Origin of the sequence: Glutamicibacter sp. PAEs-4 (assembly GCF_051161755.1) — a bacterium.
GTDB classification, from domain to species: Bacteria; Actinomycetota; Actinomycetes; order Actinomycetales; family Micrococcaceae; genus Glutamicibacter; species Glutamicibacter nicotianae.
In genome coordinates this window covers 40014-57211 of sequence record NZ_CP195017.1, presented here as the reverse complement: position 1 = coordinate 57211, position 17198 = coordinate 40014, and the positions used below count along the sequence as shown (strand labels likewise).

Genomic DNA, 17198 nt, shown 5'->3' with positions numbered 1-17198 from the left:
CGTTAATATAGCACCGTCCTGGGCGCTGGCCTAGGAGTAATTCAGGTCGTTGTAGGCGTAGTCCGTGTAGTCATTGATGGCCCCGGGCATCCAGAGGACCAACCAGATCACCAAAGCATAGAGCGATACCGCGATCACCAACGCGATCCAGGAGGTGATCAGCCCGGCCAGCGACAGCGCCCGCGAGTTCGGTTCACGCCGGTAGCCGAGGTGCCCGGTGATCACTCCGGCCAGCGGAACTAGAATGATTATGGCGAAGCCCAGCATCGAAAGGATGCCGAGCACCAGCGACGCCACCGACAGCCCGGTCGATTCCGGCGGGCGCTGGTAGGGGTTTTGCGGGTATGGGTAGTAGCTCATCACTATCCATTGTCTACGACCCCGTGGACATCGCACCACCTAGGAGACACACGCAGTGGCACACGAACGAGCCGGCCAGCCGGCGCAGGAAACCGACCTGATCGATCTTCAGGCGGTGCTCGACGCCTACACCCGAATTGTGCCTTCCAGCGCGAACCCAGACCAGGCAGTCATCTTCGGCACCTCCGGCCACCGCGGCACATCGCTGAACGGCACCTTCAACGAAGCGCATATCGCCGCGATCACCCAGGCCGTGGTCGATTACCGCAACAGCGCGGGAATCACTGGGCCAATGTACGTGGGCAAGGACAGCCATGCGCTCTCCGAGCCGGCATACGGCACCGCGCTGGAAGTGCTGGCAGGCAACGGCGTCAGAGTGCTGGCCGATGACGGGCTGACTCCCACTCCAGCGGTCAGCCACGCAATTCTGGTGCATAACGCCAGCGGCGGCGAGCAGGCCGATGGCCTGATCATCACGCCCTCGCATAACCCGCCGACCGACGGCGGCATCAAGTACAACCCGCCGCATGGCGGACCGGCCGAATCCGAAATCACCGGGCCCATCGCCGCACGGGCCAACGAGCTGCTGGCCAGCGGGCAGATCAAGCGCGGCGAGCCCAATGCCCAGCCATTCGACTTCCGCGAACTGTACATCACCGATTTGGCGGAAGTGATCGATTTCAAGGCCATCGCGGATTCCGGAATTTCCATTGGCGCAGATCCGCTGGGCGGCGCGTCGGTGCACTACTGGGGCGAGATCGCCCGGCGCTATAACCTGAACCTCGAAGTGGTCAACGAGTCCGTGGATCCGCGCTTCGGCTTCATGACCCTGGACAAGGACGGGAAGATCCGCATGGATTGCTCTTCCGCCCATGCCATGGCCTCGCTGGTGGCCAACCGCGAGAAGTACGACATCGCGACCGGCAACGATGCCGACGCCGACCGCCACGGCATTGTCACCCCTGATGCGGGCCTGATGAACCCGAACCACTTCCTGGCCGTGGCCATCGACTACCTGCTCACCCACCGCCCGCAGTGGCCCGCCGATGCCCAGATCGGCAAGACGCTGGTCTCCTCGGTGCTTATCGACAAGGTGGTGGCCTCCCACGGCCGGGTGCTGCGCGAGGTTCCGGTGGGCTTCAAGTACTTCGTTGAGCCGCTGGCTTCGGGGAGGGTCGCCTTCTGCGGCGAGGAATCGGCTGGGGCAAGCTTCCTGGACTTCTCCGGCAAGGCGTTCAGCACCGACAAGGACGGCCTGATGCTGGCTCTGCTGGCCAGCGAGATCCGCGCGGTAACTGGCAAGAGCCCCAGCCAGCTGCATGCCGAGCTGGTCGAGCGCCATGGTCCCAGCTTCTACGACCGCTTCGATGCGCCGGCAAACCGCGAGCAGAAGGCCATCCTGGGCAAGCTGGATCCCTCGATGGTCACCGCCACCGAGCTGGCTTCGGATCCGATTACCGCCAAGGCCACGCAAGCGGCCGGCTTCCCGATTGGCGGTCTGAAGGTTTCCAGCGAGCACGCATGGTTTGCCGCGCGCCCGTCGGGCACCGAAGACATCTACAAGATCTATGCAGAATCGACGAAATCACCCGAACATCTGCAGCAGGTGCTGGCAGAGGCCCGGGTGATTGTCGATGCCGCGCTAGCTGGCTAATTCAGCTTCACGGTCCATGGGTCGATTTCCACGGCTGGCTGCTTGCGGGTAGCCAGCCAGTGGCCCAGCCACAGCAGCAGGAAGATCGGCAGGCCGATGTAGCTGGAAGCCATCTGCAGCAGGTTTCCATCCAGGATGGCCTGGTAGTTCTGGCCGGCGATCACCACGATCAGGATCACGAAGGCAAGGATCGGACCCAGCGGGAACAGCGGCGCCTTGTACGGGAGCTTCGCCAGATCCTGTCCGCTGGCAATGTATGCCTTGCGGAACTTGTAGTGGCACACCGCGATGCCCACCCACGCGATGAACCCGGACAGACCCGAGACGTTCAGCAGCCAGGTATAGGCCGAACCCTGCCCGATGATCGCGGTCAGGAAGCCGAAGAGGCCCACCGATGCGGTCATCAGCATGGCCGGCATGGGCACGCCGCGCTTGTTCAAGCGGGCGAAGATCTTTGGCGCCTTGCCGTCCAGCGCCATCGAATAAAGCATGCGCGCAGAGGCATATAGGCCGGAGTTGCCCGCCGAGAGGATGGCCGAGAGGATCACCGCATTCATCAAGGCCGCGGCGAAGGCCACGCCTGCCCGCTCGAAGACGAGGGTGAATGGCGAGGTGGTGATATCCGATGCCTCGGAGGAGAGCAGCGAAGGATCCAGGTACGGGATCAGCATGCCAATCACGAAGATCGCGCCGATGTAGAACAGCATGATCCGCCAGAAGATCGCCTTGATGGCCCGAGGGATGTCGCGCTTGGGGTTCTCTGCCTCTCCGGCGGCCACGCCGATCAGCTCCGTGCCCTGGAAGGAGAAGCCGGCAATCATGAACACCGAGACGATCGACAGCCAGCCGCCGACGAATGGAGCTTCGCCCTCGGTCCAGTTGCTGAAGCCTGGAGTGGAGTCGCCCAGGATGCCGAAGATCATCGCGACACCGCAGATCAGGAAGACGACTACGGTGATGACCTTGATCGCAGCCAACCAGTATTCGCCCTCGCCAAACGCCTTGGCGGACAACGCGTTCAGGCCGGTGAGCAGCGCCAGGAAGACGGCAGCCCAGATCCATCCCGGGGTATCCGGGAACCAATAGGACATGATGATCCCGGCGGCTACCAGTTCGGCAGCCACGGTGATTGCCCAGTTGAACCAGTAGTTCCAGCCGATCGCGAAGCCGAAGTGGCGGTTCACGAAGACCGTTGCGTAGGTCTGGAAGGACCCGGCGACCGGAAGGCGGGCGCTCATTTCCCCCAGTGACTGCATCAGGAGCAGCACCATCAGGCCAATCAGCGCATAGGCCACCAGCGAACCGCCGGGGCCTGCTTGCGCAATGGTGCCGCCGGAAGCGACGAAAAGTCCGGTACCAATCGAGCCGCCAATGGCAATCATCTGCATATGGCGAGCTTTGAGGCCACGCTTCAGACCGTCTTGGGACGGTGCGGGCTCAGTCATGCGTTACATCTCCTGATGCTTGAAAATTTCCAACCTATCAATCCAAGCACTCTGACAAGCCACAACGCTATGAACCGCGCTACAGTAAGCGATCAATAATCTTTCGCTTAGCCCATGAATACGGAGGATATATTGCGCTCAGGGTGTCAACTACCGTCGTTTTGTTGAGTTCAGAGCGCATCTGCGAAAGCCGCTCGAATCCGTGCCTGCCATGGTAGGCCCCCATCCCGCTCGGTCCGATGCCGCCAAAAGGCAGGGTTGGAACGACCATCTGGGCCAGCGGGGCATTATGAACGATTGAGCCGGCGCGCACCCGGTCGGAGAAGATCGACTGCAGCCGCGGGCTTTCGCTCATCAGGTAGGCAGCCAGCGGAGACGGCCTCCGGGCGATGAATTCGAGGGCCTCCTCGAAGCTTTCCACCTCGATCACTGGAAGAATTGGACCGAATATCTCCTCGGTCATCAAGCTTCCTTCAAGATCCGGATTGCGCATGATACTCGGTACGATGCGCAGTGTTTCCTCGTCATATTCGCCCCCGAAAACCACCTCGCCCTGCTCGAACATCGACAACAGCCGGTCGAAGTGCTTGCGGCTGACGATGCGGCCGTAGTCCGGGTGGGTCAACGGCTCCTTGCCGTAGAAGCTGGTGATGGCCTGGCCCAGGCGCTGGATGAGCTCAGTGGAGTCCCCAATGCTCAAGACATAATCCGGGGCCACGCAGGTCTGACCGGAATTCATGAATTTGGCATAGGCGAGGCGCTTTGCCGAAGCCAGCGAATCGTTTTCCACCACGGCCGGCGATTTTCCGCCCAATTCCAAAGTGGTTGGCGTCAGGTGCTTTGCCGCCGCGGCAGCCACGATCTTGGCCACGCGTTCACCGCCGGTGTAGAAGATATGGTCCCAGCGGGCGGCAAGCAGCTCGGTGGAGGTGTCCACTCCTCCCTCAACGACCGCATAAACACGTTCATCCAGGTAGACCGGGAGGAACTTGGCCAAGACGCCCGAGGTGGCCGGAGCCAGCTCGGATGGCTTGATCACCGCGGCGTTGCCGGCGGCAATGGCCGCGACCAGCGGTGCGAGTACCAGCTGGACCGGGTAGTTCCAGGCGCCGATAATCAGCACGACGCCCAGCGGACGCGGCTCAACCTTGGCCATGGCCGGCTGCAGGGCCAGCGGAACTTTGACGCTGGTGGAATCCATCCATTCAGCGAGGTGGCGTTGGGCGAAATCTATTTCTGCGCGCACCACGTCGATCTCGGAGAACTTGGCCTCGGTGGCGCTCTTGCCCAGGTCTTCAGCCAGGGCCTGGACGAAGTCTTCGAGATGCTCGTCGAGCATCTTTTCCAGGGCCTTGAGCTGTTGCAGGCGGAAGCGTCGCGGATGCGTGATCCGGGTGTCAGCAGAACGCCGCAAATGGCTCAGAACTGTTGCGATGCGCGATGGATGCTCGTCCACCGGAGGTGCGGAATCGCCGACCGGTTCGGGCAACGGCGTGGAAGTAAACAGACCCATGTTTTGAGCGTACGGCAACGAGGCGGATATTCACTGATTAATTCGCGAAGGGATTCAATATGTATCAAATAGTTGATACATTAATGGCCATGAGCCAGATCCCGGCGAGCGCCATATCCATCGCTTTCGTTGGCGCAGTCATATACCTGTGGTTGCGCTCCGTGGCGCATCGGCGTGAGGCACCGGCTATCGTCCGCGCCCAGTCGCACTCATTCTGGTGCGCATTGATCGCATTCTTCGCTTCGACTTCGTGGGATCTGCCTGAGACGTGGCGCATTCCCATGAACGGGACCGATTCGAGTTCGGTTTTCGCTGCAGCTCTCTCGCCGGGAATCTGGATTCTTCTCGTTTACCTCATTGGCTTGTTCACCTGGCCCAAGGAACTCCAGCCGGTGCGCACCGCCTCACTGGAGGCGCGCACCCTGGCGACGCCGTTCCCGAAGTCCCTGGGGATTTTCGTCGCGCTGTTGCTGCTGGCCGCGGTGGGGTTGCTGTGGCCTGCTTCCCGCGTCGAAGGGAGCGTTGGCATCCCAGAGTCGGAAACCACTATGTTCGATTCTGATGGCAGCTACTCCTACACCTCTGCGGGCCCAACCGATGGCCTGCTGCCCGGAAACCAAATGCTCCCGGTCTTCATCGTGGCTCTGGCAGGTATCGTCGTGGCCGCCGGGGTGATTGCAGCAGTGATCCTGAACCGGCGCCCCTTGGCCGGCATCACCGCCGAAGACAACCAGGCCTTGCGCACGGTATGGCTCAACCGGTTGCTGCGCAATACCGGTATCGTGCTGCTGGCATTTTGCGTATCGGTGGCCAATTACTCGCAGGGCTATTCAACCGGTGGACCGTACGAGTTATTGAACTATGGCGCCCTTGCGGTGGCTCTTACGCTGTTCTTCTGGGGTCCGCGCACCACATTCTCGGCTCACTCCACCACCAGGGAACGGACCGCCTTCTCGCGCTTGCGAGATCAGCTCTTCGCATTGCAATACACCACGGCTACCCTTGCATTGCTCGCCGTTGCCATCGGCTGGTCATTCCTGCCCGTGGATGAGGAATTCCGGATGCCGACCAATGAACGAACTACGTGGATCCTGGTGCTCTTTGCCGGTGCGGCATTGCTCTACATCGTGCTCAATACGCTGTATCTGGGCTACGCCAGCAAGGTGGCTCGGCAGGCGAGTGCAGCACCAAAGCATCATGCACCCCTGCCCTTGTGGTCCTACATCGCCGCTGGCTTGCTGGTTGCCATCTGCGCTTACCTGCTATTGGATCCACCGCTGGAGACGCTGTGGGGGTTCGCTCCTCCGAACCGGGGACTAGTCATCGGGCTGTTGCTGCTGCTTGCGGCGGCGCATATGGGCTTCATCTGGTCCTGCCGCCGGGCGACTATTCCCTGGGCCGTCTCGCCAGCTGAAGAAATCTGGTATCGGCGGGTTCTGGAGCTGCGGTCGATGCGCGTTGCCACCAGCGCTGTGCTTGCCATGCTGCTGATTGGCTACGGCTTCCCTGCAGGCCTGGGGCTGTTTGCACTTCTGGTCTTCGTTGTCCCAGCGGTGATTTTCCTGGAGCGTCCTGGTACCGCGATGGTGCGTGCACAGCAGCCGACAGCAGCATCATGAGCACACAAATCAGTGTCGACCTCGCGGCGGCCACTGCACCCTACGAGCAGATCCGCTTGCAGATCGCCTCGCTGATCACCCTGGGAGAATTGCCCGCAGGCAGCAAGCTGCCCACCGTGCGCGCACTGGCCACCGACCTCGGCGTTGCTGCCGGAACGGTAGCGCGCGCCTACAAGGAACTGGAAGCCGAAGGTCTGATCACCTCCCGGCGGCGGGCCGGCACAGTGGTCAACGAACGGCTTCGGCCGGTGGATGCCAGCGAAGACCTGCTGGCCGCGGTGGATCACCTCTGGGCGCTGGCAGCCGCCCAGCAGGTCGATGCGGCCACGCTCAAGGCCTTGGTGGCGCGGCGCGAGCGTAAGTAACTTGTCCTTGGAACCGCTTGTGCGTACGCTCTATGGCAGTGACACGGGGTGTCGGAACAACCGACTGAGATGAGACCCGTTGAACCTGATCTAGTTCACGCTAGCGGAGGGATGTCGCATGGCTTTGCATGCAGTTGCCCAAGAATACCGGCAACAATCACCTTTGGTTTTCTGCCTGACCAACACCGTCGTAGCAAATTTCACCGCCAATGTCCTGCTGGCATCCGGCGCGTCCCCGGCCATGACGGATCTGCCCGGAGAGGCCGGCCCCTTCGCAAAGGCGGCTTCCGCCGTCTTGGTGAATCTGGGAACTCCGAGCACCGAGCAGCTGGCCGCCATGGAAGAAGCCGTGCAATCGGCGAGCGCAGCAGGCACCCCGTGGATCCTTGATCCGGTAGCGGTCGGCGCCCTGCCGGTGCGCACGGATTTTGCGCGGCGCATTGCCAGGCAACGCCCGGCCCTGATTCGCGGCAACGCCTCGGAAATCCTGGCACTGGCCGGACGGCAATCGGCTTCACGCGGTGTCGATGCCTTGGATGACGTCTCTGCCGCCTTGGCGGCTGGACGCGATCTGGCCCAGCAGCATGACTGCGTGGTGGCCATTTCCGGCCAGTCCGATGCCATCATCGATGCCGCGCGGACAGTCCTGGTGCACACCAACGGCATCGGCTTGACGCGGATCACCGGCGGCGGCTGCGCGCTGGGCGCGTTCTGCGCCGGCATGATTGCGGTCCACGATGACCCGTTCGAGGCCGCCATCGCGGCCCACGGCTTCTACGGGCTGGCCGCTGAAAAGGCCCTGGGAAACAGCACAGGTCCGGGCAGCTTCGCCGTCGCATTCATTGATGCGCTCTCCGCAACCGATCCAGAAGAACTTAAGACTTTGAAGCACGAGGAACTGAACCATGCATGATTACGGAGCCTACCTGGTAGCCAATACTGCCAGTTGCACCCCGCGCAGCACCCTGGAAGTGATCGAAGGCGCCGTCGCCGGAGGAATCCAGTGGATCCAGCTGCGCGCCAAGGATGAAACCGCCCGGGAATTCTTCGAGCTGGCCTGCGCGGCCGCCAAGCTCACCGAGGGCAAGGCCCAGTTGCTGATCAATGACCGCATCGACGTCTACCTCGCGGCGCGGGCTGCCGGTGCGGCCGTGAACGGCATCCATATCGGGCAGAAGGATGTGCCGGTGCAGTTGGCCCGGCAGATCATCGGCGAAGGCGTCATCGGACTGAGCGCTTCCAGCGATGAGCAACTGTCCCAGGCGAACAAGGACGCCGCGGTCATCGACTATCTCGGTGTGGGGGCCGTCCGCGCCACCCCGACGAAGAAGGACCATCCCACTCCCCTGGGCCTCGACGGCTTTGCGCGTGCCACGACGCTGGCCTCGCTGCCCTGCGTGGCAATCGGCGCCATTACCCACGAGGACGCGGCAGCCATCCGTGCCGGCGGCGGAGCGGGCATGGCAGTGGTCCGCGCCATCTGCAATGCAGAGGATCCGCAGCAGGCCAGCGCGCAGCTCGTTTCGGCATGGGAGGCCGCCAAATGAACATCTTGTCCATTGCAGGATCCGATCCTTCCGGTGGCGCCGGAATCCAGGCGGATCTGAAGGCCATTGCCGCCAACGGCGGCTACGGAATGTGCGTGATCACCGCCTTGACCGCGCAGAACACCCATGGGGTGTCCGGGGTGCAGGCGATCAGCGGCGATTTCGTCCTCGCCCAGCTTGAAGCCATCAGCGCGGATATCCGCATCGATGCAATCAAGATCGGGATGCTCGCCAACGCCGAGGTGATCCGCGCAGTCACCGGCTGGCTGGACACCGTGGATGCTCCGGTAGTCCTGGACCCGGTCATGGTGGCCACCAGCGGGGACCGCCTGCTGGATGGCGAAGCGGCGCTCGATTCGCTGCTGGACCGGGCCACGGTGATCACCCCGAACCTGCTGGAACTGGCCAGCCTGCTGCGCGAGCCGGTAGCCGCATCATGGGATGAGGTGCTGCGCCAGGCCCAGCGCCTGGCGGCCAATCACGAGGCCCTGGTGCTGGCCAAGGGCGGGCATCTGGCCGGGGCGGACTGCCCCGACGCGCTGGTAGCAGCGGACGGGGTGCTCTGCGAGCTGCACGGTGCGCGCCATGCCACCAAGAACACCCACGGCACCGGCTGCACCCTCTCCAGCGCCCTGGCCACCCGCTTCGCGGCCACCGGAGACTGGACCGCCGCTTTGGAGCAGTCCAAGGCGTATCTGTCGGCGGCAATTGCGGCGGCCGACCAGCTGCAGGTGGGCAGCGGGCACGGCCCGGTCAACCACTTCGCCGGGTTCTTCGCCGGCGCTGATCCGATGGCCGGCTGGTGGGAGGACATCGCGGACCTGCGTGCGGGCATCGACGAGCTGGCGTTCATCATGCAGCTGGCCGACGGCAGCCTGGAACGCGAGAAGTTCGAGTACTACCTGGCCCAGGACGCCCTGTACCTGCAGCGCTACGCCCAGGTGCTGGCGCAGGCCAGCGCGCTGGCCCCGGACCTGGATGCGCAGCGCTTCTGGGCCAAGGGCGCCGGCCAGATCCTCGAGGGCGAGCTGCAGCTGCACCGCAGCCACCTGGTGGAAGGGCTGGCGAACCCTTCGGCGACCACGCTGAACTACGTGAACCACCTGTCCTCCTGCACCGGGAGCTATGCGGAGCTGATCGCCGCAATCCTGCCGTGCTACTGGCTCTACCAGGACATCGGCAAGCGGCTGGCGGCGGCCAACCATGCCGGGCACCCCTACGGCGACTGGCTGGAGACCTATTCCTCCCCGGAATTCGACGAGGCCACCGCCCAGGCGATCGAGATGGTGCGCACCGCGTGGACGCTGGCCGACCCGGCGCTGCGCGAGAGAATGCGCCAGGCGTTCCTGCGTTCCAGCGAGCACGAGCTGGCGTTCTTCGCGCAGGCCCACGAGAACCGAGTAGAATTCTCTACGGCCTGAAACCCGCAGGGCCGGGAAGAGGAATCATGAGTTGGAGCATCCACGGCAACGGCAAGACCATCACCGAAGGCGAGGTAGTTGCCCCGGATGAGCGGCTGCATTGGCCGCAGACCGTTTCCATCGGCGCCCAGCACATCCTGGCGATGTTCGGCGCCACCATCCTGGTTCCGACGCTGACCGGATTCCCGGTGACCACCACCTTGCTGTTCACCGGCTTGGCCACCATCATCTTCCTGCTGATGACCAGGAACAAGGTGCCCAGCTACCTGGGTTCCTCCTTTGCCCTGATCGCCCCGGTGGTCGCGACCACCGGGTCGCACAGCATGTCCGGCGCCCTGGGCGGCATCGTGATGACCGGCGTGCTGCTGTTCATCGTCGGTCTGATCGTGCAGAAGACCGGCACCGGCTGGATCCACGCGCTGATGCCGCCGGTGGTCATGGGCACCATTGTTGCGCTGATCGGCCTGAACCTGGCCAGCGCCACCCTGGCCCCGATGAAGGACTTCCCGCTGACCACCTTCCTCACGGTGCTCTTCACCGTGGTGGCTACGGTGGCCTTCAAGGGCCTGCTGGGCCGGCTCTCGATCCTTGTCGGCTTGGTCTGCGGCTACCTGGTGGCGCTGGCCCAGGGCCAGGTGGACTTCTCCAAGGTGGGCGACGCCGCATGGTTCGGCCTGCCCGAGTTCCACACCCCGACCTTCCATTTCGATACCGCGCTGATGTTCCTGCCTGCGGTCTTCGTGCTGATCGCCGAGAATATCGGCCATGTGCGCACCGTGGGCGTGATGACCGGCCGCGACCTGTCGGCGTTCAACGGACGGGCGCTGATGGCTGATGGCGCCGCCAGCGTGCTCGCCGGCTTCGGCGGCGGCTCGGCGACCACCACCTACGCCGAGAACATCGGCGTCATGGCCGCCTCGCGCGTGTACTCCACCGCTGCCTACTGGATCGCCGCGATCGTGGCCATGTCCCTGGCCTTCCTGCCGAAGATTGGCGCCTTGATCGGCACCATTCCGGTAGGCGTGATCGGCGGCCTGGGCATCGTGCTCTACGGCATGATCGGCATCGTCGGCGCGCGCCTGTGGATCGAGGCCAAGGTGGACTTCGGCAATCCGATCAACCTGATGACCGCCGGCAACGGCCTGATCATCGCGATCGCGGTGACCAGCGAAATCGCTTTCGGCCAGTTCCAGCTCGGCGGCATCGCCCTGGGCTCGATCGCCACGCTGGTGGTCTTCCACCTGATGAGTGCCGTGGCCAAGCTGCGCGGCAACGACTTGGCCGACGCGCAGAAGAGCGCGGAAATCTAGCAAGAAATATTTCGGCAGGCCGGCAGTGCGGGTTAGCGCACTGCCGGCCTGCTTTTTAGGGCAGGAATTCCCCTGCTGGTCAGGCGTGAAGCAGTATTGCCTTTTTGCCCGCGCCGGACTTTAAAGTAAGGAATCCTTCCAAATTGTGATTGATCTCCCAAGAAAATTCGGAAAATCTGGATTCTGCGGCGCTCGAATCCGATAGCATGGCACATTGTGACTGCGACAACACCAGACGGAAAACTCTCCGCGCGACTCATCTTCATCGCCCTCGGGGCGGCCTTGGGCGGGTTCGTTTTCGGATATGACTCATCGATCGTCAACGGCACCGTGGACGCCGTCGAGCACGAATTCGGGCTCAACGCGGTAACCATCGGCTTCACCGTTTCCTGCGCCCTGCTCGGCGCGGCACTGGGAGCATGGGTGGCCGGCCTGGTCTCCGAACGCGTGGGACGCGTGCGCACCATGCTCATCGCCTCCATCCTGCTGGCCGCATCGGCCCTCGGCTGCGGCCTGTGCTTCGGCGTGGCCGACCTGATCATCTGGCGCATCGTCGGCGGCATCGGCGTGGGCTTCGCCTCGGTGATCGCCCCTGCCTACATCGCCGAGGTCTCCCCCGCCGCGCACCGCGGACGCCTTGGCACCATGCAGCAGATGGCCATCGTGCTGGGCATCTTCGTGGCCTTCCTGGTCAGCGCGCTGCTGGTCTTCGTGATGGGCTCGGCAGATGCCATCGGCCTATTCGGCTTGGCCGCCTGGCGCTGGATGTACCTGTCGCTGCTGGTTCCAGCGGCGCTCTACGGCCTGCTCTCGCTGCGGCTTCCGGAATCCCCGCGCTATCTGGTCGAGCGCGGCCGCTATGTCGAGGCCGCTGCCGTGCTGACCCGCGATATGGGCATGAAGGCCGGAGCCGATACCGAGAAGAAGATCGAGGAGATCCGCGCCACCGTGCACATCGAGCGGCGCCAGGCTTTCAAGGACCTGCTGGGACGCTTCGGCTTCCACCCGCTGGTGTGGGTCGGCATCCTGCTCTCGGTCTTCCAGCAGTTCGTCGGCATCAACGTGATCTTCTACTACTCCACCACGCTGTGGAAGTCCGTCGGCTTTGCCGAATCGGACTCCTTCACGATTTCGCTGATCACCTCGGTGACCAACGTGGTGGCAACAATCGTGGCGGTGCTGCTGATCGACGTGCTGGGACGCAAGCTGCTGCTCGCCATCGGCTCGGCCATCATGACCTTGTCACTGGGCATGATGGCGGTGGCCTTCGCCCAGTCGGTCACCATCGACGGCGCCGTGTCGCTGCCGGGCAGCTGGGGCATTATCGCCCTGGTCTCGGCGAACCTGTTCGTCGTCGGCTTCGGCGCCACCTGGGGTCCGGCCGTATGGGTCTTGCTCGGCGAGATCTTCCCGAACTCGATCCGCGCCATGGCCCTGGGCGTGGCAGCCGCGGCGCAGTGGATCGCCAACTTCGCGGTCTCAACCACCTTCCCCGCGCTGGCCGAGGCTGGCCTGGCACTGGCCTACGGAATCTACGCGGGCTTCGCGCTGCTGTCGCTGATCTTCGTGATCTTCCTGGTCAAGGAAACCAAGGGGCGCCAGCTGGAGGAGATGACCCTCTAGGCATCCCTGGCGGTGAACCGTGCGCGCCGCGCAGCAGGAGGCGAGAACCCAAACCGGGTTCTTGCCTCCTTTGCATTCCGCGCCGCCTACCAGGCCTTGTTGGGCACCTCCGCGCCGGCCTCCCGTTGCAGCGAGAGGACATGTTCCAGGCTTGGCCTGCCTTCCAGCAGCGGGCCCTGTCCGGCGAGCGCAACGCTGATAGCTTGCCCCGGCTGCAGGTCGACCTGCTGGCCGCGCACCCAGATCGGACGCGAGAATTCCCCATGCAGGGTGAACTCGATGGCTTCGGGGCGCAAGCACACGGAAATCCGCATGCCCCGCCACCCCAGGTTGAAACGCAGGGCCCGGAATCTCTCCGGGAGCCGCGGATCGAAGCGCAGCCGGTCGTCATCGTCGCGCAGCCCGGCAAAGCCGTAGACCAGCGCCGACCAGACCCCGCCGGTCGACGCCACGTGCACGCCGTTAGCGGTGTTGCCGTGCAGGTTCTGGAGATCCACGTTCAGCGCATGCTCGAAGTACTCCCAGGCGAGATCCCGGTACCCCACCTCCGCGGCGAGGATCGACTGCACCGTGGCAGAGAGCGTCGAGTCTCCCGTGGTCAGCGGATCGTAGTAGTTGAAGTCGGCGAGCTTCTGCTCGTCAGTGAAATCGCTGGACCGCAGCCAGAGCGCCAGCACCGCGTCGGCCTGCTTGATCACCTGGAAGCGGTAGATCACCAACGGGTGGTAGTGCAGCAGCAACGGCCGCTTATCCGCACCGGTATTAGCCAGGTCCCAGACTTCGCGGTTCAGGAAGTGCTCGTCCTGCGGGTGGATTCCGACAGCTTCCGAATACGGGATGTGCATGCAGTCGGCAGCCTTGAGCCACAGCGCGAGCTCCTCGTCTTCCAGCGCGTGCCGGCTGGCCAGTTCCGCGTACTCGCGCGGATGCTCCTGGGCCATTTCGGAGAGCAGCTGGGCGCTGCGGCGCAGATTGAAGCGCGCCATGACATTGGTGTAGAGGTTGTCGTTGACCACCGCCGTGTACTCATCGGGCCCCGTGACCCCATGGATGTGGAAGCGCTCGTTGCCCTGCTCGCCGCGCCAGAACCCCAGCGAAGCCCACATGCGCGCAGTGCCCACGAGGATCTCGGCCCCGCCGGCCAGCAGGAATTCGTCGTCCTCCATGACCCCGAGGTACCGGTTGAGCGAATACACCACGTCGGCGTTGATATGGTACTGCGCCGTACCCGCCGGATAATAGGCGCTGGCTTCCTCGCCGTTGATCGTGCGCCAGGGGAAGAGCAGGCCTTCCTCGTTCATGGTCCGCGCCCGCCGGGTCGCTGCCGGAATCATCGAGACCCTGGCGCGCAGCGTATTGCGCGCCCATTGCTGGTTCGTGTAGGTCAAGAACGGCATCACATAGATCTCGGTATCCCAGAAGTAATGCCCGGAATAGCCGTTGCCGCTCACGCCCTTGGCGCTGATGCCCAGTCCGTCGGCCCGGCCGGCGGCCTGGGCGAGCTGGAACAGGTTCCAGCGGATCTTGCGCTGCAGCTCGGGCTCATCGGTATCCACCTGCACATCGCTGCGTTCCCAGTAATCAGCCATGAAGCGGCGCTGGGCGCGGAAGTGCTCATCGATCCCCAACGGTACCAGATGCTCCAAGGCCCGCTCCGAACGCAAGAGCATCTCCTGGGCCGGATGGCGCCGCGAGGAGTGGTAGACCGCGAACTTGGAAACGCGCACACCTTGCCCGGCGTCCAGCCTGGCGCTGATCACTTCATCCGCGCGGTCATCGCGTACCTTGCGGTCCACGGACAGTTCTGCCTGCGTCCCGCCGGTGGCTGACACCTCGTGCTGGACCATTGCGGCTACCGACATCCCCGATCCGAGGACCTCGTAGGAGATGCCCAGCCGCGGCCCATCGCTGTGGATGCCGGCAGGGTGCAGCGGATTGGCACGGACCGTCTCGCTTTTGCGCGGGTCAACGGGGCCCAAGGCATCGGCTTCCTGCGGGGACGCCACCTGGCGGCTGGAAGGATACCCGATCACCGAGGACTGGATCAGCACCTGGGCCGGGGCATCAAGCAGGCGCACATGCACGTCCTGCAGCGCCAGATGGCGATCGGTGAAGGAGATCATCGAGCGCGCGGTGACGGCAACGCGGTGGCCTTCTGCAGTTCGCCACAGGGTGTGCGCGGTCAGCGTCCCGTCAAGGAAATCCAGGCGCAGTTCGTCACGAACCATCTCGGTGCGGCCGACTTCCAGGGCCTCGTCATTGATGAAGACGCGCATGGTGCGGAAATCTGGGGCGCTGATCATGGTCTGGCCGGTTTCGGCCAGCCCGAAGGCGCTCTCGGCATGGCGTATTTCCCAGGTCTCATGCAGCCCGTTGATGAAGGTGCCGCCGGCCTGGTCCCCCAAGCCCAGTTGCGCCGCCCGCGCGCCAAGGAAGCCGTTGCCCAGGGAGAACACCGTGTCCTCGGCGCCGCCGCTTTCGCGCTGGTTCCCGCGCCACAGCGACCAGGAGTCTTCTTCCCAGGCCTTGGCGTCATGCTCGGAGACCAGCTCGGACAGGTCATGGACCACGAAATGGGCGCCGGCGTCCAGCAGGGCCGCCTCGTTGTCTTCACGGGCCACGCCGATGACGCCGAAGCCTCCGGCACGCGCCGCGCTCACCCCGCTGGTGGCGTCCTCGATGACTGCGCATTCCTCCGGACGCCAGCCCAGATCCGCGGCGGCGGCCAGGAACGTGTCCGGGGCCGGCTTGCCTGCAAGCTGGCGTGCAGCGGCTTCCTGCCCGCCCATCACCAGCGGGAAATGGCCAGCCAATCCGGCGGCAGCCAGAACCATCCGCGCATTGCGCGAGGAAGACACCACCGCGACGTCCAGCCCGGCCTCCAGCACCTGCTGCAGGAAGGCCACGGAACCGGCGTAGGGGTCGATCCCGTCGCGTTGCAGCACCTGCGTGAACTTCTCATTCTTCATGTTCCCCAGGGCGCAGATGCTGTCCTCGCCGGGCTGATCGCTTTCCTCGCCGCGCGGCAACTGGATGCCGCGGGATTCGAGGATGGCGGCCACCGCGTCATAGCGCGGACGGCCGTCAAGCAGGTTGAAGTAGTCCGCGGTCGTGTACGGTGCCACGCCCGGGTGCTTGTCGAAAAAGCCGGTGAAAAGTTCTTCCCACGCCTTGCGATGCAGCAGCGCGGTCGGGGTGATCACGCCATCCAGATCGAAGAGGACGGCCTTGTAATCACGATGTCGGTACTGAGGACGAAAAGCGTTCACAATCGAAATCCTTCGAAAGAGGAGCGTATTACTGGCCGTAGTCCTTACCGTAGCAACTCAACGCGCTTGCTTCGACATACTACGATAAGAATGTGGCTCAGTGGATAGATGCATGGAATAGCGATGACTGGCGTGAGGCTACCGCCGAATGGATCGACGCTGCGTGCGAGGCCTACGGCATCGCGCGCACCGCAGGACCTGACTTCTGGCCTGCCGATCTGCACCAGATCCAGGCAACGGTGCAGACCGATGCCGCCGACCTGATCTTCAGCGCCAACGCTCCGGGGCTGGCCTCCGAGCCGGCCACCACGGTCGTTGCCGGCCAGCTGCTGCCCGACCGCGTGGTGATGCCGTTGGCCATCGACCGGATCGCCGGGTACATGCTCAGCCCGGACTACGGGCACACCCTGGCGGACCTGGGCGATTCGGTGGAGAACTGGGAGCTGGCCATGGCCTCGCTCGGCTCCTTCCAGGTCGCGCTGATGGGCCACGAGGACGAATTCTTCGATTCCGGGGTCACCGTGGTTGACCCGCAGTTCCTGCCCGAGCAGTACGAGCAGGCGCTGATGATGCACGTGTCATTGGACCCCTCCCACCCGCTGTACCTGGATGGTTCCAGCGCGGATAACCTGGTCTCGCATCTGGGTGCGCTGAAGAAGGCCACCGACGCCCTGCATGCCGGTGCGGTGCCGCTGAGCATCGAGCACGGCAACTTCGACTTGTCGCAGGTCGTGGTGCCAAGCGAAACCGGAGAGCACGGCCGCATCCTGAATCTGGGCTCCGCGCATTGGGCGCACCCCTTCTCCTCGCTGAACACTCCGCTGGCCGCCATGTGCGAGGCGTGGGATTGCGAAACCGGCGACGAGCGCGTGATGAAGGTGCTCTTCGCGTACCTGGACCAGTTCTCCGACTACGGCTCGCCCGATGAGCTCTACGACCTGATCAATCCGGCCTGCCTGGTTGCGCCGCTCTCGCAGCACGAGACCTGGCTGCGCCTGCTCTTGGATGCCAGCGACGATCACCTGCAGGAGCATGCCCCGGCCGTGCTGGGTACCCTGGATATCTCCTAGGG

Annotated in this window: 13 protein-coding genes and 1 riboswitch; of the genes, 9 read left to right on the top strand and 4 right to left on the bottom strand. The window is 64.0% G+C overall.

Translation table 11 applies throughout. The features are described from left to right. Positions 1-30: 30 nt before the first annotated feature. Complete coding sequence (locus ACR9WD_RS00295; RefSeq protein WP_190264366.1) at positions 31-360, bottom strand: DUF4190 domain-containing protein; 330 nt, start codon at positions 358-360, stop codon at positions 31-33. 55 nt (positions 361-415) lie between these two features. Here ACR9WD_RS00295 and pgm point away from each other — a divergent pair, with 55 nt between their 5' ends. Then, complete coding sequence (pgm, locus tag ACR9WD_RS00290) at positions 416-2014, top strand: phosphoglucomutase (alpha-D-glucose-1,6-bisphosphate-dependent) (RefSeq protein WP_434922468.1); 1599 nt, start codon at positions 416-418, stop codon at positions 2012-2014. Here pgm and ACR9WD_RS00285 read toward each other — a convergent pair. Beyond that, positions 2011-3459 (bottom strand): amino acid permease, encoded by a 1449-nt coding sequence (locus ACR9WD_RS00285; protein ID WP_434922467.1) that lies wholly within the window; start codon positions 3457-3459, stop codon positions 2011-2013. The two genes, pgm and ACR9WD_RS00285, sit on opposite strands and share 4 nt — an antisense overlap. A 79-nt stretch (positions 3460-3538) precedes the next feature. Further along, positions 3539-4972, bottom strand: coding sequence for an aldehyde dehydrogenase family protein (locus ACR9WD_RS00280; protein ID WP_434922466.1), 1434 nt, complete (start codon positions 4970-4972; stop codon positions 3539-3541). Positions 4973-5061: 89 nt separating this feature from the next. On the opposite strand from ACR9WD_RS00280, the gene ACR9WD_RS00275 reads away from it, so the two are divergent. The 7 genes from ACR9WD_RS00275 (at position 5062) to ACR9WD_RS00245 (ending at position 12857) form a co-directional block, all read left to right on the top strand. Beyond that, a complete protein-coding gene (locus tag ACR9WD_RS00275; RefSeq protein ID WP_143181093.1) occupies positions 5062-6591 on the top strand; it encodes a hypothetical protein in 1530 nt (509 codons plus the stop codon). After that, positions 6588-6956 (top strand): GntR family transcriptional regulator, encoded by a 369-nt coding sequence (locus tag ACR9WD_RS00270; protein WP_038992686.1) that lies wholly within the window; start codon positions 6588-6590, stop codon positions 6954-6956. Before ACR9WD_RS00275 ends, ACR9WD_RS00270 begins: the two co-directional genes overlap by 4 nt. A 34-nt stretch (positions 6957-6990) precedes the next feature. Then, positions 6991-7085, top strand: a riboswitch (TPP riboswitch). Further along, positions 7075-7869 carry a hydroxyethylthiazole kinase gene (gene thiM, locus ACR9WD_RS00265; protein WP_434922465.1) on the top strand — a complete coding sequence of 265 codons (795 nt, stop codon included), beginning with the start codon at positions 7075-7077 and terminating at the stop codon, positions 7867-7869. (Overlaps the previous riboswitch by 11 nt.) Further along, entirely contained in the window at positions 7862-8503 is a 642-nt protein-coding gene (gene thiE / locus ACR9WD_RS00260; protein ID WP_038992688.1) for a thiamine phosphate synthase, read from the top strand. Before thiM ends, thiE begins: the two co-directional genes overlap by 8 nt. Next, positions 8500-9924 (top strand): bifunctional hydroxymethylpyrimidine kinase/phosphomethylpyrimidine kinase, encoded by a 1425-nt coding sequence (thiD, locus tag ACR9WD_RS00255; protein ID WP_121865893.1) that lies wholly within the window; start codon positions 8500-8502, stop codon positions 9922-9924. The genes thiE and thiD overlap by 4 nt, the downstream gene beginning before the upstream one ends. A 26-nt stretch (positions 9925-9950) precedes the next feature. Next, complete coding sequence (locus tag ACR9WD_RS00250; RefSeq protein ID WP_434922464.1) at positions 9951-11234, top strand: uracil-xanthine permease family protein; 1284 nt, start codon at positions 9951-9953, stop codon at positions 11232-11234. Positions 11235-11450: 216 nt separating this feature from the next. Beyond that, positions 11451-12857, top strand: coding sequence for a sugar porter family MFS transporter (locus ACR9WD_RS00245; protein WP_066142671.1), 1407 nt, complete (start codon positions 11451-11453; stop codon positions 12855-12857). Between the two features lie 86 nt (positions 12858-12943). On the opposite strand, the gene ACR9WD_RS00240 is transcribed toward ACR9WD_RS00245, so the two are convergent. Continuing rightward, complete coding sequence (locus tag ACR9WD_RS00240; protein ID WP_434922463.1) at positions 12944-16126, bottom strand: HAD-IA family hydrolase; 3183 nt, start codon at positions 16124-16126, stop codon at positions 12944-12946. A gap of 92 nt (positions 16127-16218) precedes the next feature. Here ACR9WD_RS00240 and ACR9WD_RS00235 point away from each other — a divergent pair, with 92 nt between their 5' ends. Further along, positions 16219-17196: a hypothetical protein gene (locus tag ACR9WD_RS00235; protein ID WP_038992692.1), complete on the top strand. Its 978-nt coding sequence runs from the start codon at positions 16219-16221 to the stop codon at positions 17194-17196. Positions 17197-17198 lie beyond the last annotated feature (2 nt).